The 15300-nt window shown below is 61.8% G+C and carries 17 protein-coding genes and 1 pseudogene; 9 read left to right on the top strand and 9 right to left on the bottom strand.

The features are described from left to right. Window positions 1-10 precede the first annotated feature (10 nt). From M1E12_RS01880 to chrA, 5 genes are all read right to left on the bottom strand, one after another. On the bottom strand, window positions 11-454 hold the full coding sequence (locus M1E12_RS01880) for a DUF6691 family protein (protein WP_479563550.1): 444 nt from the start codon (window positions 452-454) through the stop codon (window positions 11-13). Next, on the bottom strand, window positions 454-882 hold the full coding sequence (locus tag M1E12_RS01875; RefSeq protein WP_479563549.1) for a YeeE/YedE family protein: 429 nt from the start codon (window positions 880-882) through the stop codon (window positions 454-456). Before M1E12_RS01875 ends, M1E12_RS01880 begins: the two co-directional genes overlap by 1 nt. Window positions 883-991: 109 nt before the next feature. Continuing rightward, window positions 992-1972, bottom strand: a complete 981-nt coding sequence (locus M1E12_RS01870; protein ID WP_479563548.1) for a bifunctional riboflavin kinase/FAD synthetase — start codon at window positions 1970-1972, stop codon at window positions 992-994. Window positions 1973-1985: 13 nt separating this feature from the next. After that, window positions 1986-2834, bottom strand: coding sequence for a TIGR01459 family HAD-type hydrolase (locus M1E12_RS01865; protein ID WP_479564797.1), 849 nt, complete (start codon window positions 2832-2834; stop codon window positions 1986-1988). 108 nt (window positions 2835-2942) lie between these two features. Beyond that, window positions 2943-4298, bottom strand: a complete 1356-nt coding sequence (chrA, locus tag M1E12_RS01860) for a chromate efflux transporter (protein WP_479563547.1) — start codon at window positions 4296-4298, stop codon at window positions 2943-2945. Window positions 4299-4446: 148 nt separating this feature from the next. On the opposite strand from chrA, the gene groES reads away from it, so the two are divergent. The 3 genes from groES to M1E12_RS01845 all read left to right on the top strand — a co-directional run bounded on the left by groES (window position 4447) and on the right by M1E12_RS01845 (window position 7578). After that, on the top strand, window positions 4447-4743 hold the full coding sequence (groES, locus tag M1E12_RS01855; RefSeq protein WP_062276043.1) for a co-chaperone GroES: 297 nt from the start codon (window positions 4447-4449) through the stop codon (window positions 4741-4743). Between the two features lie 67 nt (window positions 4744-4810). Further along, window positions 4811-6451 (top strand): chaperonin GroEL, encoded by a 1641-nt coding sequence (gene groL / locus M1E12_RS01850; protein ID WP_136542292.1) that lies wholly within the window; start codon window positions 4811-4813, stop codon window positions 6449-6451. Window positions 6452-7137: 686 nt separating this feature from the next. Then, window positions 7138-7578: a hypothetical protein gene (locus M1E12_RS01845; RefSeq protein WP_479563546.1), complete on the top strand. Its 441-nt coding sequence runs from the start codon at window positions 7138-7140 to the stop codon at window positions 7576-7578. A 66-nt stretch (window positions 7579-7644) separates the two neighbouring features. On the opposite strand, the gene M1E12_RS01840 is transcribed toward M1E12_RS01845, so the two are convergent. Next, window positions 7645-8352 carry a glutathione binding-like protein gene (locus tag M1E12_RS01840; RefSeq protein ID WP_479563545.1) on the bottom strand — a complete coding sequence of 236 codons (708 nt, stop codon included), beginning with the start codon at window positions 8350-8352 and terminating at the stop codon, window positions 7645-7647. Between the two features lie 225 nt (window positions 8353-8577). Between M1E12_RS01840 and M1E12_RS01835 the strand changes: the two genes are divergently transcribed. Further along, window positions 8578-9027: a DoxX family protein gene (locus tag M1E12_RS01835; RefSeq protein ID WP_113462051.1), complete on the top strand. Its 450-nt coding sequence runs from the start codon at window positions 8578-8580 to the stop codon at window positions 9025-9027. Window positions 9028-9262: 235 nt separating this feature from the next. Here the strand turns inward: M1E12_RS01835 and hisG are convergent, their stop codons facing one another. The 3 genes from hisG to hisS form a co-directional block, all read right to left on the bottom strand. Then, a complete protein-coding gene (gene hisG, locus M1E12_RS01830) occupies window positions 9263-9958 on the bottom strand; it encodes an ATP phosphoribosyltransferase (RefSeq protein ID WP_479563544.1) in 696 nt (231 codons plus the stop codon). Further along, a complete protein-coding gene (locus M1E12_RS01825; protein ID WP_479563543.1) occupies window positions 9955-11076 on the bottom strand; it encodes an ATP phosphoribosyltransferase regulatory subunit in 1122 nt (373 codons plus the stop codon). The genes hisG and M1E12_RS01825 overlap by 4 nt, the downstream gene beginning before the upstream one ends. Window positions 11077-11344: 268 nt before the next feature. Then, a complete protein-coding gene (gene hisS / locus M1E12_RS01820) occupies window positions 11345-12964 on the bottom strand; it encodes a histidine--tRNA ligase (protein WP_479563542.1) in 1620 nt (539 codons plus the stop codon). Between the two features lie 154 nt (window positions 12965-13118). On the opposite strand from hisS, the gene relB reads away from it, so the two are divergent. The 5 genes and pseudogenes from relB (at window position 13119) to copM (ending at window position 15234) form a co-directional block, all read left to right on the top strand. Continuing rightward, a complete protein-coding gene (gene relB / locus M1E12_RS01815) occupies window positions 13119-13346 on the top strand; it encodes a type II toxin-antitoxin system RelB family antitoxin (protein ID WP_479563541.1) in 228 nt (75 codons plus the stop codon). Beyond that, window positions 13330-13599 (top strand): annotated as a pseudogene (locus tag M1E12_RS01810) (type II toxin-antitoxin system RelE family toxin). The gene relB and the pseudogene M1E12_RS01810 overlap by 17 nt, the downstream one beginning before the upstream one ends. 3 nt (window positions 13600-13602) lie before the next feature. Next, window positions 13603-14349, top strand: a complete 747-nt coding sequence (locus tag M1E12_RS01805) for a hypothetical protein (protein WP_479563540.1) — start codon at window positions 13603-13605, stop codon at window positions 14347-14349. Window positions 14350-14401: 52 nt separating this feature from the next. After that, complete coding sequence (locus M1E12_RS01800) at window positions 14402-14785, top strand: hypothetical protein (RefSeq protein WP_479563539.1); 384 nt, start codon at window positions 14402-14404, stop codon at window positions 14783-14785. Between the two features lie 65 nt (window positions 14786-14850). Then, a complete protein-coding gene (copM, locus tag M1E12_RS01795; protein WP_479563538.1) occupies window positions 14851-15234 on the top strand; it encodes a CopM family metallochaperone in 384 nt (127 codons plus the stop codon). Window positions 15235-15300: the final 66 nt, after the last annotated feature.

The raw sequence follows: 15300 nt of genomic DNA, 5'->3' as shown, positions 1-15300 counted from the left end.
CAGGCAGTGCTCAGCCTGAACGCCGAGCATCGGCGAAGAAATCTGCCTTGGCGAGGCGCCGGGCGATCAGGATGCCTACGAGCAGGGCCGCAACGAAGATCGCTGCCGACGCATGGCCGAGGCCGAGTGCGGGGATCGATGCACCCGGGCAGAAACCGGCAATGCCCCAGCCGATTCCGAAGACGGCGGAGCCGCCGATCAGCTTCGCGTCGATGTCGTTCGCCTTGGGCAGGCGGAAGGTCGCATCGAAGAGCGGCTTTTGCCGGCTGCGGAAAAGGAGCGCGTAGCCGGGGGCTGCCACCGCGAGCGCACCGGCCATGACAAAGGCGAGGCTCGGATCGAAGCTGCCGGCGAGGTCGAAGAAGTTGAGGACCTTGGCGGGGTTTGCCATGCCTGAGAGGACAATCCCGGTTCCGAAGAGCGCACCGATGAAGAAAACGATGAGGAAACGCATCAGATCGAGACCTCGAAGACATGACGGATGAGGAAGACGGTGCCGATCGCAAAGGCCATGAAGGTGGCGGTTGCGGCCATCGAGCGGCGCGAGAGGCGCGCCATGCCGCAGATGCCATGGCCGGAGGTGCAGCCGGAACCGAAGGTGACGCCGATGCCGGCGATCAGGCCACCGATGATCAGGGCGGCGGTGGAGACCGGTACCGAATATTCGACCTCATAGCCGCCGACCGATAGAGCGAGCGGCGCCAGGATCGCGCCGGCGAGGAAAGCGGCTTTCCAGGACCAGTCGGCGCCGAGCGGCGGCAGAATGCCGCCGATGATCGCGGTCATGCCGGCGATGCGGCCCCAGGTCAGCATCAGGAGGAGTGCCGAGAGGCCGATCAGCAGGCCTCCGGCGAAAGACATCAAGGGGGTGAATTCGGTCAAGATAGTCTCCAGCGTCGCCCGCCGGGTCACGGGCCGATCTTACATATGACCATGCATATGTGACGCTGAGCGGCTCGGCAACTCACATCGACGACGGTGGAGTGTTACCTCAGAAGGTAATCGCAGCGTCGAGCGGCCCAAGCGGCTTGACGCCCGAGAGCAGCGCCCTCGCCTCCTCCGCATCCTTGTGGATCTGGGCGACGAGCGGATCCAGCCCGTCGAACTTCCACTCATCGCGCAGGAAGCCGAAGAGCGAGACGGAGCAGGTCTCGCCGTAGAGATCGCCGGAGAAGTCGAAGACGAAGGTTTCGAGCCAGGGATTGCCATTGCTGGTGACGGTCGGGCGATAGCCGAAGCTCGCGACACCATCGCGGATGATGCCGTCGGGCCGGCGGAAGCGGACGGCATAGATGCCGGGCTTGAGCGTCGCTTCCGGCGGCAGATGCATGTTGGCTGTCGGAAAACCCAGCGTCCGGCCAAGCTGCTGGCCCTTCATGATCTCCGCCTCGACCGTATAGCGATAGCCGAGGAGACCAGCTGCCTGGGCAACATCGCCGTCTGCGATCAGGCCGCGGATGCGGCTGGATGAGATGACCTCGGCCCCTTCGTCGCGGAAGGCATCGACGAGGCTGACGCCGAAGCCGTGGCGGCTTCCGGCCTGCATGAGGTAGGCGGGGCCGCCTTCCCTTCCCTTGCCGAAATGGAAATCGAAGCCGGTCACGACCTCCTTGGCGCCGAGCCAGTCGCCCAGGATCGACTGGACGAAATCCTCGGCCGAGCGCTGGGAGAATTCCCGATCGAAGGGATATTCGATGACCGAATGGAAGCCCATGGCCTGAAGGATGCGGGCGCGCAAGGATGGCGGGGTGAGCCGGAAGACCGGCTTGTCCGGATTGAAGACGGTGCGCGGATGGGGCTCGAAGGTCAGGACCAGCGCGGGAACGCCGAGCGCTTCGGCGCGCTCCAAGGCACGGTTCAATACCGCCTGATGACCGCGATGCACCCCGTCGAAATTGCCGATGGCAACGACGCCGCCGCGCAGCGCTGCGGGCAGCGGTTCCTTCTTTTCATTGCGGTGAAAGATGGTCATCTCAGCATGCGCCTCATGCCAGCCTGTGCATCCAGTATTGCGGCGCGACCTTTTCGCGATCGAGGAAGACATGCAGCTTGCCCTCGTCGGTCAGGCCGTTTGCCGCGTAATCCGCAGCGTGGATGCCGCCGGAGATGTAGAGAAGGTCGAGGCCGGCATCGACGGCACCCTTGACGTCGGTCGGCATGCCGTCGCCGATGGCGAGCACGCGGGCCTTGTCGAAGTCGCCGCGGGCTTCCTTTGCCGCCGCCAGCGTTGCGGCGTAGATCGGTGCATGCGGCTTGCCGGCGATGCGGGTCTCGCCGCCGAGTGCTGTGTAAAATGCGGCAACAGCGCCGGCGCAGGGGATGATGCGGTGACCGCGCTCGACGACCAGATCCGGATTGGCGCAGATCAGCGGCACCTTCCGGGCGACAAAATCCGTCAGCATGTCGCGGTAGTCTTCCGGTGTCTCGACCTCGTCGTCGAAGAAGCCGGTGCAGACCACGCAGTCTGCCTCTTCCTTCGAGACCACCTCCACGTCGAGACCGTCGAAGAGCGGCAGGTCGCGTTCGGGGCCGAGCAGAAAGACCTTCTTCGGTCCGGCGGCGATCAGCGTGCGGGTGACATCGCCCGACGTGACAATGCGGTCATAGGCGCTGTCGGGAACACCGATGGCGCGCAGCTGCGGGATGACGCCGATGGCGGGTCGGGGCGAATTGGTAATCAGCACCACCGTCAGGCCCTTTTCCCGCGCGGCGGTCAGCGCTTCGCCGGCGAGCGGGAAGGCGTCAATGCCGTTGTGCAGCACGCCCCAGACATCGCAGAGAATGACGTCATAGGCGTCGGTTACGTCACCGAGGGTGGAAATGCTGCGGGTCATCATCTGTCCTGACTGCTCGAAGTGTGTCCGGTGACATGGCAAAGGACGGGCGGCAAGGCAAGGGGCAAGCGTCGTGAGGCCCGAAATTGGCAGCCGTTGCCTTTAGCGTCAGAGCAGGAAACGGGCCGCCAGCCCCAGCGCGCCTGCAGCGAGCAGCGTCTTGCCGATGCCGATATGGAAGCGGAAGATGAGGACGGCCGAGATGACGGCGATGACCAGGGCCTGCCAGTCGAGCGAGGACCAGACCGGCTGCGGAACGGAGAGCGTCAGCGGACCTAAACTGACGAGATCGACCGGCTCCACCTGGGTAAAGACGACATGCAGTGCGAACCAGACGGCGAGATTGAGGATGACGCCGACCACGGCGGCGGTGATCGCCGAAAGGGCTGCACTGAGCAGTCGGTTGCCGCGCAGCCGCTCGATATAGGGGGCACCGGCGAAGATCCAGATGAAGCTCGGAATGAAAGTGGCCCAGGCGGCGATTAAGCCACCGAGCAACCCGCCGACGAGCGGGTCGAGCGCACCGCTTTGACGGAAGCCGGCCAGGAAGCCGACATAGGAGAGCACGAGCACCAGCGGGCCGGGCGTCGTCTCGGCGAGTGCGAGACCATCGAGCATCTCGCCGGGTTTCAGCCAGGCATAGTGATCGACCGCGACCTGTGCGACATAGGCAAGCACCGCATAGGCGCCGCCGAAGGTGACGAGCGCCATCTTCGAGAAGAAGCTTTGGACTTCGGGAAGTGCCGTTTCCGGCAGCGCCCACCACAGCAGCGGCAAAGGTGCGAGCCAGACCGCGATCCAGAACAGAAGCGTGGCCACCTGACTGGCAAAGGGGGGACGCGCGCCGATCTCTTGCGAGATCTCCGCCGCCGACGTTTCCTTGCCTCGTGCGTGGAGCAAGCCCATGAGCGCAGCAGCGAGCACGACGAGCGGGAACGGCACGGAGAACAGGAAGAGCGCGAAGAAGGCTGCGGCCGCCAGTCCCCGATGAAAAGCCGTCTTCAGCGCCCGCTTTCCGATGCGGATGACCGCCTCGACGACAATCGCCAGCACGGCTGCCTTCAAGCCGAAGAAGAGGCCGGTGACGAGGCTTGTCTCCTGATAAAGCGCGTAAAGCGCAGACAGGCCGAGGATGACGGCCAGGCCCGGCAGAACGAAGAGCAGGCCGGCGACAATGCCGCCGCGCACGCCATGCAGGAGCCAGCCGATATAGGTGGCAAGTTGTTGCGCCTCGGGGCCCGGAAGCAGCATGCAGTAGTTCAAGGCATGCAGATAACGGTCTTCATCGATCCAGCGCTTTTCCTCGACGCAGATCTTGTGCATCAGCGCGATCTGCGCTGCCGGGCCGCCGAAGGAGAGGACGCCGATCCGGGCGAAGGCGGAGGTTAGCTCGGAAAATGTCGGGGATGCACGGCGGTCGGTCAGGACCTGGGTGTCGTGAATGTCGGTTTTTTTGGCCGGCATGCACCTTCCCTTTTTTCACGAGACGCTTGACTCGTTTAGAGCCTGTTCTTATCTCAGCGTCGCTGGCACTCCCTGAGGGAGAGTGCTAACAAATTCCGATGTGGTCCCGTCCGGGATCGCGAATGTCATTTGATCGAGGGATTAGACAATGGCAAGCACCAATTTCCGTCCTCTGCACGATCGCGTTGTCGTCAAGCGCGTCGAGTCCGAAGAAAAGACCAAGGGCGGCATCATCATTCCCGACACCGCCAAGGAAAAGCCGGCTGAAGGCGAAGTCATCGCCGTTGGTCCTGGCGCCCGCGACGAAAGCGGCAAGCAGGTTGCCCTCGACGTGAAGGTCGGCGACCGCGTTCTGTTCGGCAAGTGGTCCGGCACCGAGGTCAAGCTCGACGGCGTCGACCTGCTGATCATGAAGGAAGCCGACATCATGGGCATCATCGGCTGATCTCAGCCTGATCCCACCTTGCTTTTTAACCAAGTCAACAATGGGCTAGACGCCCGGGAGTTTGAACATGGCTGCTAAAGAAATCAAGTTTGGCCGCACCGCGCGCGAAAAGATGCTGCATGGCGTCGATATCCTCGCAGACGCCGTGAAGGTTACCCTCGGCCCGAAGGGTCGTAACGTCATCATCGACAAGTCCTTCGGCGCTCCGCGCATCACCAAGGACGGTGTATCGGTTGCCAAGGAAATCGAACTGGAAGACAAGTTCGAGAACATGGGCGCCCAGATGGTCCGCGAAGTTGCTTCGAAGACCAACGACATCGCCGGTGACGGCACCACGACTGCAACCGTTCTGGCCCAGGCCATCGTTCGCGAAGGTGCCAAGGCCGTTGCTGCCGGCATGAACCCGATGGACCTGAAGCGCGGTATCGACCTCGCTGTTGCAGAAGTCGTCAAGGACCTCCAGGCCAAGGCCAAGAAGATCTCCACCTCGGCTGAAGTTGCCCAGGTCGGCACGATCTCGGCAAACGGCGACACGCAGGTCGGTAACGACATCGCTGAAGCCATGCAGAAGGTTGGCAACGAAGGCGTCATCACCGTCGAAGAAGCCAAGACCGCTGAAACCGAACTCGAAGTCGTCGAAGGCATGCAGTTCGACCGCGGCTACCTCAGCCCCTACTTCGTGACGAACCCGGAAAAGATGGTCGCTGACCTCGAAGACGCGTTCATCCTGCTGCACGAGAAGAAGCTCTCGAACCTCCAGGCCATGCTGCCGGTTCTCGAAGCTGTCGTTCAGACCGGCAAGCCGCTCGTCATCATCGCTGAAGACGTCGAAGGCGAAGCCCTTGCTACGCTCGTCGTCAACAAGCTGCGTGGCGGCCTGAAGATCGCTGCCGTCAAGGCTCCGGGCTTCGGCGATCGCCGCAAGGCCATGCTGGAAGACATCGCGATCCTGACCGGTGGTACCGTGATCTCGGAAGACCTCGGCATCAAGCTCGAGTCTGTCACCCTCGACATGCTCGGCCGCGCCAAGAAGGTTTCCATCACCAAGGAAAACACCACGATCGTCGATGGTAACGGCCAGAAGTCGGACATCGAAGGCCGCGTTGCCCAGATCAAGGCGCAGATCGAAGAAACCACTTCGGACTACGACCGCGAAAAGCTCCAGGAGCGTCTGGCCAAGCTCGCCGGTGGCGTTGCCGTCATCCGCGTCGGCGGCTCGACCGAAATCGAAGTCAAGGAGCGCAAGGACCGCATCGACGACGCTCTGAACGCGACCCGCGCGGCCGTTCAGGAAGGCATCGTACCGGGCGGCGGAACCGCTCTCTTGCGTTCGTCCACGAAGATCACCGCCAAGGGCGTCAACGACGACCAGGAAGCCGGTATCAACATCGTTCGCCGCGCGCTTCAGGCTCTGGTTCGCCAGATCGCCACCAACGCTGGTGACGAAGCTTCGATCATCGTCGGCAAGATCCTCGACAAGAACGAAGAAAACTTCGGCTACAACGCCCAGACCGGCGAATTCGGCGACATGATCGCCATGGGTATCGTCGACCCGGTCAAGGTTGTCCGCACGGCTCTGCAGAACGCAGCTTCGGTTGCTTCGCTGCTCATCACCACCGAAGCCATGATCGCCGAACTTCCGAAGAAGGAAGCTGCTGGCGGCATGCCGGGCGGCATGGGCGGCATGGGCGGCATGGACATGATGTAAGACCAACAGGGTCTTATCATCTGGACCATCCGGTTCAGTCTTGTGGAAGGGCGGCCCTCGGGTCGCCCTTTTCTTTGGCGTGCTGGTGCACCCAAAGATGGCGACGGCGGATGTCCAACTGAACTGTTGACAAAAAACTTTCTAATATTTCAATATCTGTGAAGTGACATGCAAGCACTGCTCCATCACGAGCGCGCAGATGCCATATAATCGCCGTATATTATTTTATCCTAATATTTAGCTTTATTACCTTGGTCGAGTATTCTGTGCCAAATCGAGACATCTACCGTTTTCAGTCGAAATAAAACATGGTATCCAGTGCGTTAACTCCGGCGTGTCTAGCGTGTTGTTCTTCAAGCTTCTTGTGGGGGAAGCATGAACGCCTGGCGGATCGCGAGATGCACCGCCATGCAACGCGACATGGATGCACCCGGAGCAATATGCGGCGATTGACTTCGTCCAGGTCTGTCGGTCGGAAGGCTGACTGAGATGGACTGTTACGCTGTGCTTCCTCGATCAGGGGCGAGGATGCATGGTGGCGTCGGTGTGTTCACTGGCGCAAACCGGAGGAACGAAGCTCTGTTCGACGGGCATGCCGGCTCCGGCCGGAAGGGGTGGCTACGGCAGGGACTGCCGCAGGCCGGGAAGACAGTGGGCCGGTTCTGGCTATCGACTTGGGGAAAGCCTTGTTCAAAATAGCAAATGCCAATCTCGCGACCGCTTTCAGGGTCAGCGAACAGGACGAAAAAGGCCTGTTGGGGCAGCATGACTGCCGCTTTGGCCTGTCCGAAGACTGGACGGGCGATCTCACCAACGGACTGTTGAAGCTTGGGGACAACGCCAGGGTCCTGCATGGCCTCGACAATGACGAATGTGGTCTGCTGACTGTCATGCGCTGCTATGAGCAGGCGGATCGTGGCCATATTCTGAGGCTGTTCGAGCAGGCTGCCACCCAGCCCTCGCGTTTCTGCTATTCCACCACCATCGTCACCGGCAGCCAGCACCGCCAGCCGGTCTTCTGCATCGGGGAATCCTCCGGCTTCGAAGGCAGTGGCGGCAACATGGTCGGGCTTTTCATCTTTCCGCGGTTTCAGCTGCCAACAACCGTTTCCGTTTCACCCGTCTGACGCCCTTTCCCTTTGAGGGACATCCGGGAGAAAGGAAGGCGTCCACCGACGCCTCCCCTGACATGATCAGCCGCGCGCCGGGATGTTGAGCCCCTTCTGGCTGGCAGGCCGGGCTTCGGCACGGGCCCACCAGTCCTGCACGCGCGGGAAGTCGGCAAGGCCGAGATCGGTTTCACCGGCATAAAAGACCTTGAGCGCACGCACCCACGGCCAAGTGGCTATATCGGCGATCGTATAGTCCTCGCCCATCAACCACGGCCCCTTTTCCAGTTGCGCTTCCAGCACACCGAGCAGACGGCGGGTTTCGTCACGATAGCGCTGGGCGGGGTAAGGATTGTTCTCCACCTTGTCGGCGGCAAACTTGTAGAAATGGCCATACTGGCCGAACATCGGCCCGACGCCACCCATCTGGAACATCAGCCATTGCAGCACGGCATAACGTGCCGCTCCTTCCTTCGGCAGAAGCTTGCCGGTCTTGTCCGCGAGATAGATGAGAATGGCGCCGGACTCGAAGATACCGATCGGCTTCCCATCGGGGCCATTGGGATCGATCAATGCGGGAATGCGGCCGTTCGGGTTCAGCGAGACGAATTCCGGGCTCTTCTGTGCATTGCTGCCGAAATCGACGAGATGCGGTTCATAGGCCAGGCCCAGTTCTTCCAGCGCAATGGAAGCCTTGACGCCATTCGGGGTCGGCAGCGAGTAGAGCTGGATGACGTCTGGATTGGCGGCTGGCCACTTGGTCGTGATTGGGAACGCGGAAAGATCTGCCATGCTTAAGGCTCCATTTGCTGGGGGATGCCTTAGAAAGTAGGGAGCGTGCCACGCCTTGGGAAGAGTGGAGCACCGAACGAGGCCGGCGATGTCGTTTCATTTTTGTGAACGATCAGTCAAAGACTGTTAACCTATGCCTGCGACAAAAAAGCATGCATCTAAGCGGCACAGACTGAGGCCGCCAACGATGGGGGTTTCAGCGTCAACGCTCAACGGAGATCCCCCATGTCCGCCACCAATAACGGCCTTCTCGTTCTCGTTCGTATCCTGCTTTCCTTCATGTTCATCATGTCCGGCTTCGGCAAGCTGACCGACCCGGCCGGCACTGCCGGCATGATCGCCGGCGCCGGCTTCCCGGCTGCCGATCTGCTCGCCTATGCCGCTGGTCTCTATGAACTCGTCGCTGGCCTCTTCATCCTCGTCGGCTTCCAGACCAAGATCACCGCCTGGACCGTTGCGCTCTTCTGCGTCTTCACGGGCCTCGTCTTCCACTCCGGCACCGTTGCCATCGAAGGCTGGCCGGAAGGCGCTCTCGGCTGGATCAACACGCTGAACCAGATCATGATGATGAAGAACATCACGCTGGCTGGCGGCTACATCGCGCTTGCCATCGTCGGCGCCGGCGCCTACTCGATCGACGCCCGCCGCGGCTCGGCCCAGGCCGTCGCTGCCTGATATTCCTGCCCCTTGAAGGCAACAAAAAACCCGCCGGAGCGATCCGGCGGGCTTTTTGCATAGAAAATTCAAAGGTGAGCCAGATCATACCCCCCTCTGTCACTTCGTGACATCTCCCCCACAAGGGGGGAGAGCAGAGGGAGTGCGCGGCGCCGGCCGCAGATTGGTCTCCCCCCTTGTGGGGAGATGCCCGGCAGGGCAGAGGGGGGTACCGCACGACGAGAAGTCTCACGCCTCAGAGGACGCCGCGGACGGCCTCGATGATCCGACCGATCATCGCATTACCCTCATGCTCCGCCTTGCGTGCCCTGACGAGGCAGGCCTCGGAGCGCAGGATGACACCATCCGAAAGGACCTTCAGGTGATTGGCGCGCAGCGTCGAGCCGGTCGAGGTGATGTCGACGATGATGTCGGCCTGGCCGGCAGCGGGCGCGCCTTCGGTGGCGCCCAGGCTTTCCACAATGCGATAAAGCTGGATGCCGTGGCTCCCGAAAAAATGCTGCTGCGTCAGGCGCCAGTATTTGGTGGCGATGGCGAGGCGTCGGCCATGGCGGGTGCGGAATTCGGCGGCGACGTCGCCGAGATCGGCCATGGTGTCGACATCGTACCAGATCTCGGGAACTGCCACGACCACATCGGCATGGCCAAAGCCGAGGCGCGCCGCGATCTCGACGCGGGCGTCTGCTTCGGCCAGACCTTCGCGGATCAGGTCTTCGCCGGTGACGCCGAAATCGACCGTGCCATTGCCGATTTCGCGCGAGATTTCGGAGGCCGAGAGATAGGCGATCTCGACATCTTCAAAACCTTCGACGCGGCCGCGATAGGAGCGGTCATTGCCGACGGCGACGATCTTCATGCCGGCCTTTTCGAAAATGGCGGAGGCATCGTCCTTCATGCGGCCCTTGGAGGGCAGACCGATGGTGATGGTCATGACGCGCTCCTCTCGGTCTCAATGCGATCCAGCCAGAGCGAGAAGCCGACGGCCGGGATATGGCTTTCGGCGCCGAGCAGGGTCAGCAGCCGGTCGAAACGACCGCCGCCGGCGAGCACAGCGGGTTTACCGTCCACGGCCACTTCGAAGACGAGGCCGGTGTAATAATCGAGCGGTCGGCCAAAGGCGGCACGGTAAGTGATGCGGGTAAGATCGGTGCCGATATTGGCAAGGGCTGCCACGCGTTCATCGAAACGGCTGAGTGCTGAACCAAGCTTCAGGCCGGCAGCATCGGCAAAGCCGGCAAGGGCTGCCGAGGCATCGGCGAGCGGCAGTTCGAGCGAGAGGAATTCGCGCAGCAGAAGAAGAGCTGCACCATCGAGGCGGGTCTCGGAAAGCTCCAGCTTTTCCTTCAGGCGGCGGGCGATCTCGGCGGGCGTGCGGCTCGCATTGGTGAGATAGCCGGTTTCCTGCATGGTCGCGTCGATATGGGCGATCAGGGCGTCCTGGTCACCCTTTGCCAGCAGGTCCGAAACCTCCGGCGCCAGACCCGGCACCGGCGTCGGGGTGGCCAGGGTGCGCAGGAGCTGGTCGATCTGGACCGGGTTGCCGAAGGCCTGGATCAGGCGCTTCTGCCAGCCGGCGGGCAGACCAAGCGCCTTGACCACGGCTTCGAACACCGCCTGGTCGCCGAGGGTGACGGAAAGCGGCTTGGTCGGCAGGAGGCGCGTGAGGATCGCCACGCTATCGGCAATCGCCCGGGCGTCGGCTGCGGCGGTTGCGATATCGCCCAGATCCTCGATGCCGGCCTGATAGAATTCCTGCGGGCCTTCACGACGCTGGCGGAAGACTTCGCCGAGATAGGCATATCGCTTCGGCGTGCCGGTCGCGGTTTCGATATGGCGCAGGCAGACGGGAATGGTGAATTCCGGACGCAGGCAGAGGCTTTCGCCGCGCTCGTTCTCGGTCAGGAATATGCGGCGACGCAGGTCTTCACCCGCCATGTCGAGGAAGGGAGCAGCCGGCTGGATCACAGGTGTATCGACGCGGGTGGTGCCGCGTGACGTGAATTCCTGCAGGATGGTGCCGGCGAAATCCGGCATGTCGGTCAGGGGCATGAGATTGAACCTGGAATGTGTTGATACCCCCCTCTGCCCTGCCGGGCATCTCCCCCACAAGGGGGGAGAGCGGATTGGGGCCAGCCCCTCGCGCTGCCGCCACTCTCCCCCCCTGTGGGGGAGATGTCACGAAGTGACAGAGGGGGGTAACCGCCAGCTCTGACATCAGACACCGCAAACGGGGCTCTCAGCATCAGCGGCTTGTGCCGACCGGCGCCATCCCCCTTGTGGGGAGGGTTGGGGAGGGGCAAAGCCACGAACTCAAACATCAAACACCCTTCGCCCGACGCCGGTCTTCCGCCTGGGCGGCCAGGATCTCCTTGACCTTGGCGACAAGGTCCGCCTCGGCCACGACTTCCTGGGCAACGCGGGCCTCGCGCCATTCGGCGTTGTCGGTGATTTCGCCGGATAGGCGCTTGCCCTCGATCAGGTCCTTGATCTGAACGACGCCTTGCGCCCGCTCGTCGCCGCCCTGGATGATGGCGATCGGCGCGCCGCGGCGGTCGGCATATTTCAGCTGATTGCCGAACTTCTTCCAGTTGCCCTGGTACATTTCCGCGCGAATGCCTTCGGCCCGAAGCTGCTGCGTGAAGCGCTGGTAGCGGCCCATACTCTCGACATCGCCATCCATGACGGTGACGAGGACCGGGCCCAGGACGTCGTCCTGGCCGAGCTTGCCGAGGTTCTTCAGCGCCGTCATCAGGCGCGAGACGCCGATGGAGAAGCCTGTGGCCGGGACCGGCTGGCCCATGAAGCGCGAGACGAGGCCATCATAACGACCGCCGCCGCCGACCGAGCCGAAGACGACCTTTTCGCCCTTTTCGTTGGTGACGTCGAAGGTGAGTTCGGCTTCGTAGACGGGGCCGGTGTAGTATTCGAGGCCACGGACGACGGAGGGGTCGATCATAATCCGACGCGTTCCGTACCCGGCCGCGTTGAACAACTCAGCCATAGTACGGAGTTCGTCGGCCGCTGCGCGACCAGTGTCATTGTCAGCCCCTCGATTACCGACCATTGCCGCCAGATCGAGGTTATCGAGCCAAAGGGCTTCTGGATCATCTAGTTGCCGCTGATCCAGCACAACGTTGTCTGCCAGGCCACCCGACGCGGCACGTGTGAACCTTGCACCAGTCGAGAAGAACACAATCTTCTCTTCGACGATTTTGATTTGCTCTTCACTCAATCCGGCTCCCTTGGTGAAGTCACCGGACTCATCTTTACGGCCTTCGCCTAGCAACAAACGCACGCCTTCCGGACCAAACTTGTCGAGCTTGTCGATGGCCCGCAGCACGTTCAAACGCCGTCCGGCATTCTCCTCGCCGCCGAGGCCAATGGCTTCCATCACGCCATCCAGAACCTTGCGGTTGTTGACCCGGATCACATAGTCGCCGCGCTTGATGCCCAGCGCTTCCAGCGTGTCGGCCATCATCATGCACATTTCGGCATCGGACTGGACGCCCGGCGCGCCGACAGTATCGGCATCGAACTGCATGAACTGGCGGAAGCGGCCAGGACCCGGCTTCTCGTTGCGGAACACGTAGCCGGCGCGATAGGTGCGGAACGGCAGCTGGATTTCCTGGAAGTTCTCCGCAACATGACGCGCCATCGGGGCGGTCAGGTCGTAGCGGAGGGACATCCACTGCTCGTCGTCGTCCTGCAGCGAGAAGACACCTTCATTCGGGCGGTCCGAGTCGGGCAGGAACTTGCCGAGTGCATCGGTATATTCGAAAAGCGGGGTCTCGATCGGGTCGAAACCGTAGCGCTCATAGACCTCGCGGATGGTCTCCATCATCTGGTTGGCAGCACGGATATCGGCGGCCTCGCGATCGACGAAGCCACGCGGCAGGCGGGCCTTCAGCTTTTGCGGCTTCTTGTTCTTCTCGCTCATGATGACAACCGGAATTCTCGTTTCAAAAAGGTGCCGGTGTCTTAGAGGATCAAGGATTTGGCGGCAAGGGCGAAGGCGGGCGGGGAGGAGGCCCTCTGCTGGAAAATGGGCCGGTGCGGTGGTATTTTCCAGCGCGAAACCAGAGGTTGGGCCGATGAACAAGCGCGTCACGCTCGAGATGCCGGAAGAAATGCACCAGTTGATCGTCGAATACGCGTCGGAGGCGGGTGCGGAGCCGGATGATTATCTGCGTCAGATGATCCAGCGGGAACTTGAAAACCTTCAAGATCTGGCCGCCGCCGATGAAGCCATGAGGCGTATCCAGAGCGGAGAGGACAAGGTCATCAGTTCCGAGGAGTTCTGGCGTGGCCTGGACGATTGAGTATCGTCAGCCCGTTCAGAAAACGATCAAGAAACTCGACCCCGTCATCCAGCGCCGCATCAAACAGTTTCTTGAAGAACGCCTTGCTACCCACGACAACCCGCGAAGCCTTGGCGATCCGCTTCATGGCAGCAAGCTTGGTGCCTATTGGCGCTACACAGTTGGCGACTAACGCATCATCTGCGATATCCAGGACGGCAAACTCGTCGTCCTCGTGGTCGAGATCGGCCATCGCAGCTCCGTCTATCGGTAATCCATGATCCTCGAAGCCCTGAATTATGCCGCGACCTGGCCGCTAACCTCGGCCGCGCATCGCCCTTTCATCCGCTCCTCCGTCAATCTCTGGGCGCGGGCCAATCGCTGTCGTACAACGTGGGCTGAGCACGAGAGACGGACGAAGGCGGCCATTCTGAGCGCGGCCGAATCCTGCCGGCAGCGGCGGACGGTGGTGGTGCTGGGATCGGGGCTGTTGCGCGATGTGCCGGTGGCCGAGCTTTCGCGACTCTTCGATACTGTGGTGCTGGTCGATCTCGTGCATCTGGCAAGCGTGCGGAGCTGGCTGAAGCTCAAGGGTCTGAAGAATGTACGCCTGATCGAGCGGGATCTTTCGGGGATAGATGCTCTGCTTGCCGGCGAAATTTTGGAGCCGCTCTCGTTTCTCCGGCAGGTGCCCTATCTCGATTTCGTGGTCTCGGCGAACCTGCTGTCGCAGATCGGAATTGGCGCTGCGCGCAAGCTCGAGGGGCATGTGGACGCTGAGGTGCTTGTCCCCCAGGTAATCGACGCCCATCTCGACGGTCTTGCGCAAGTGCCGGCCGCAACCTGTCTCGTCACGGATGTGGGCTACACGGTGATCGACCGAAACAACCAGACCCACGAAACGGTCGACCTGATGCATGGTATTGATCCGGGTCCGGTCCGGGACAGCTGGGATTGGTCGGTCATTCCCTTTGGCGAAGAGAGCCGCGACTACAAGATCGTGCATCGCGTGATCGTGCGCTGAGGCGGTCACCGTCAGCCTTGCTTTCGACGCGATCCAGCATCATCTTCAACCCATGAGACCGCTTTTCCGTTTTCTATTGCTGCTCGCAGGACTGGCCTATGGCGCCATGCCAATGACCGGCATGCCGGCCATGGCAATACCCGTTATGCATGCGATGGATCAGGGCGGTGTTTTCCAGCCGCATTACATGCCGGCCAAGGCCGTGGCGGATAGCGACTGCCCGCATTCGGGCGGAAAGACCACCTCTATCGGTGACGACGATCAGTCATCTATGCCTTTGAAGATGGCCTCGCATTGCGCAGCCTGCCTGACACTGCCGGTCGATCCTGTTCTTGCACAACGCGGCAAGCCGGCGCGCGCCGCCGAAGCAGCGAGCCTTTCCTCGAGGCTGGTGTCGCAGATGACGGCGCCGCTGACGCCCCCTCCCCGCGTCTGATCCGATGAACTGCGCGGCGATCCGGTCCGCGCTTTCCCCTTCATAGATCAGCACAGGAGATTTCAATGCTGAAGACCATTCTCGTTGCGGCGTCGCTTTCGACCGCCCTTTCTACGTCGGCCGCCCTTGCCCAGGACAACAGCATGCATCAGGGCCATGACATGTCGGCCATGGGTCATTCCAAGATGGATGACAGCCCGTCGTCGAAGGCATTCCAGGAGGCCAATGCCAAAATGCACAAGGACATGGCCGTGCCGCTCACAGGCAATGCCGATGTCGACTTCGTGCAGGGCATGATCCCGCATCACCAGGGCGCGATCGACATGGCGAAGATCGTGCTCGAACACGGCAAGGATCCCGAGATCCGCAAGCTTGCCGAAGAGGTGATCGCGGCCCAGGAAGGCGAGATCGCCATGATGAAGGCGTGGCTCGCCAAGAACGGGCAGTAAGCCGCCTTCCCCATGAACCTGTAATGGCGTCTTCGGACGCCATTGCTTTGCCGAAGAGACGGATTA

Source organism: Rhizobium sp. K33 (assembly GCF_056501445.1).
The sequence above is the reverse complement of the archived record's forward strand: the minus strand, read 5'-3'. Positions and strand labels throughout refer to the sequence as shown.

Coding starts and splice junctions, on each gene's coding strand:
- M1E12_RS01880 (WP_479563550.1), bottom strand. CDS start 454: ATGCGTTTCCTCATCGTTTTCTTCATCGGTGCGCTCTTCGGAACCGGG.
- M1E12_RS01870 (WP_479563548.1), bottom strand. CDS start 1,972: ATGACCATCTTTCACCGCAATGAAAAGAAGGAACCGCTGCCCGCAGCG.
- M1E12_RS01865 (WP_479564797.1), bottom strand. CDS start 2,834: ATGACCCGCAGCATTTCCACCCTCGGTGACGTAACCGACGCCTATGAC.
- chrA (WP_479563547.1), bottom strand. CDS start 4,298: ATGCCGGCCAAAAAAACCGACATTCACGACACCCAGGTCCTGACCGAC.
- groES (WP_062276043.1), top strand. CDS start 4,447: ATGGCAAGCACCAATTTCCGTCCTCTGCACGATCGCGTTGTCGTCAAG.
- groL (WP_136542292.1), top strand. CDS start 4,811: ATGGCTGCTAAAGAAATCAAGTTTGGCCGCACCGCGCGCGAAAAGATG.
- M1E12_RS01840 (WP_479563545.1), bottom strand. CDS start 8,352: ATGGCAGATCTTTCCGCGTTCCCAATCACGACCAAGTGGCCAGCCGCC.
- M1E12_RS01835 (WP_113462051.1), top strand. CDS start 8,578: ATGTCCGCCACCAATAACGGCCTTCTCGTTCTCGTTCGTATCCTGCTT.
- hisG (WP_479563544.1), bottom strand. CDS start 9,958: ATGACCATCACCATCGGTCTGCCCTCCAAGGGCCGCATGAAGGACGAT.
- M1E12_RS01825 (WP_479563543.1), bottom strand. CDS start 11,076: ATGCCCCTGACCGACATGCCGGATTTCGCCGGCACCATCCTGCAGGAA.
- hisS (WP_479563542.1), bottom strand. CDS start 12,964: ATGAGCGAGAAGAACAAGAAGCCGCAAAAGCTGAAGGCCCGCCTGCCG.
- relB (WP_479563541.1), top strand. CDS start 13,119: ATGAACAAGCGCGTCACGCTCGAGATGCCGGAAGAAATGCACCAGTTG.
- M1E12_RS01805 (WP_479563540.1), top strand. CDS start 13,603: ATGATCCTCGAAGCCCTGAATTATGCCGCGACCTGGCCGCTAACCTCG.
- M1E12_RS01800 (WP_479563539.1), top strand. CDS start 14,402: ATGAGACCGCTTTTCCGTTTTCTATTGCTGCTCGCAGGACTGGCCTAT.
- copM (WP_479563538.1), top strand. CDS start 14,851: ATGCTGAAGACCATTCTCGTTGCGGCGTCGCTTTCGACCGCCCTTTCT.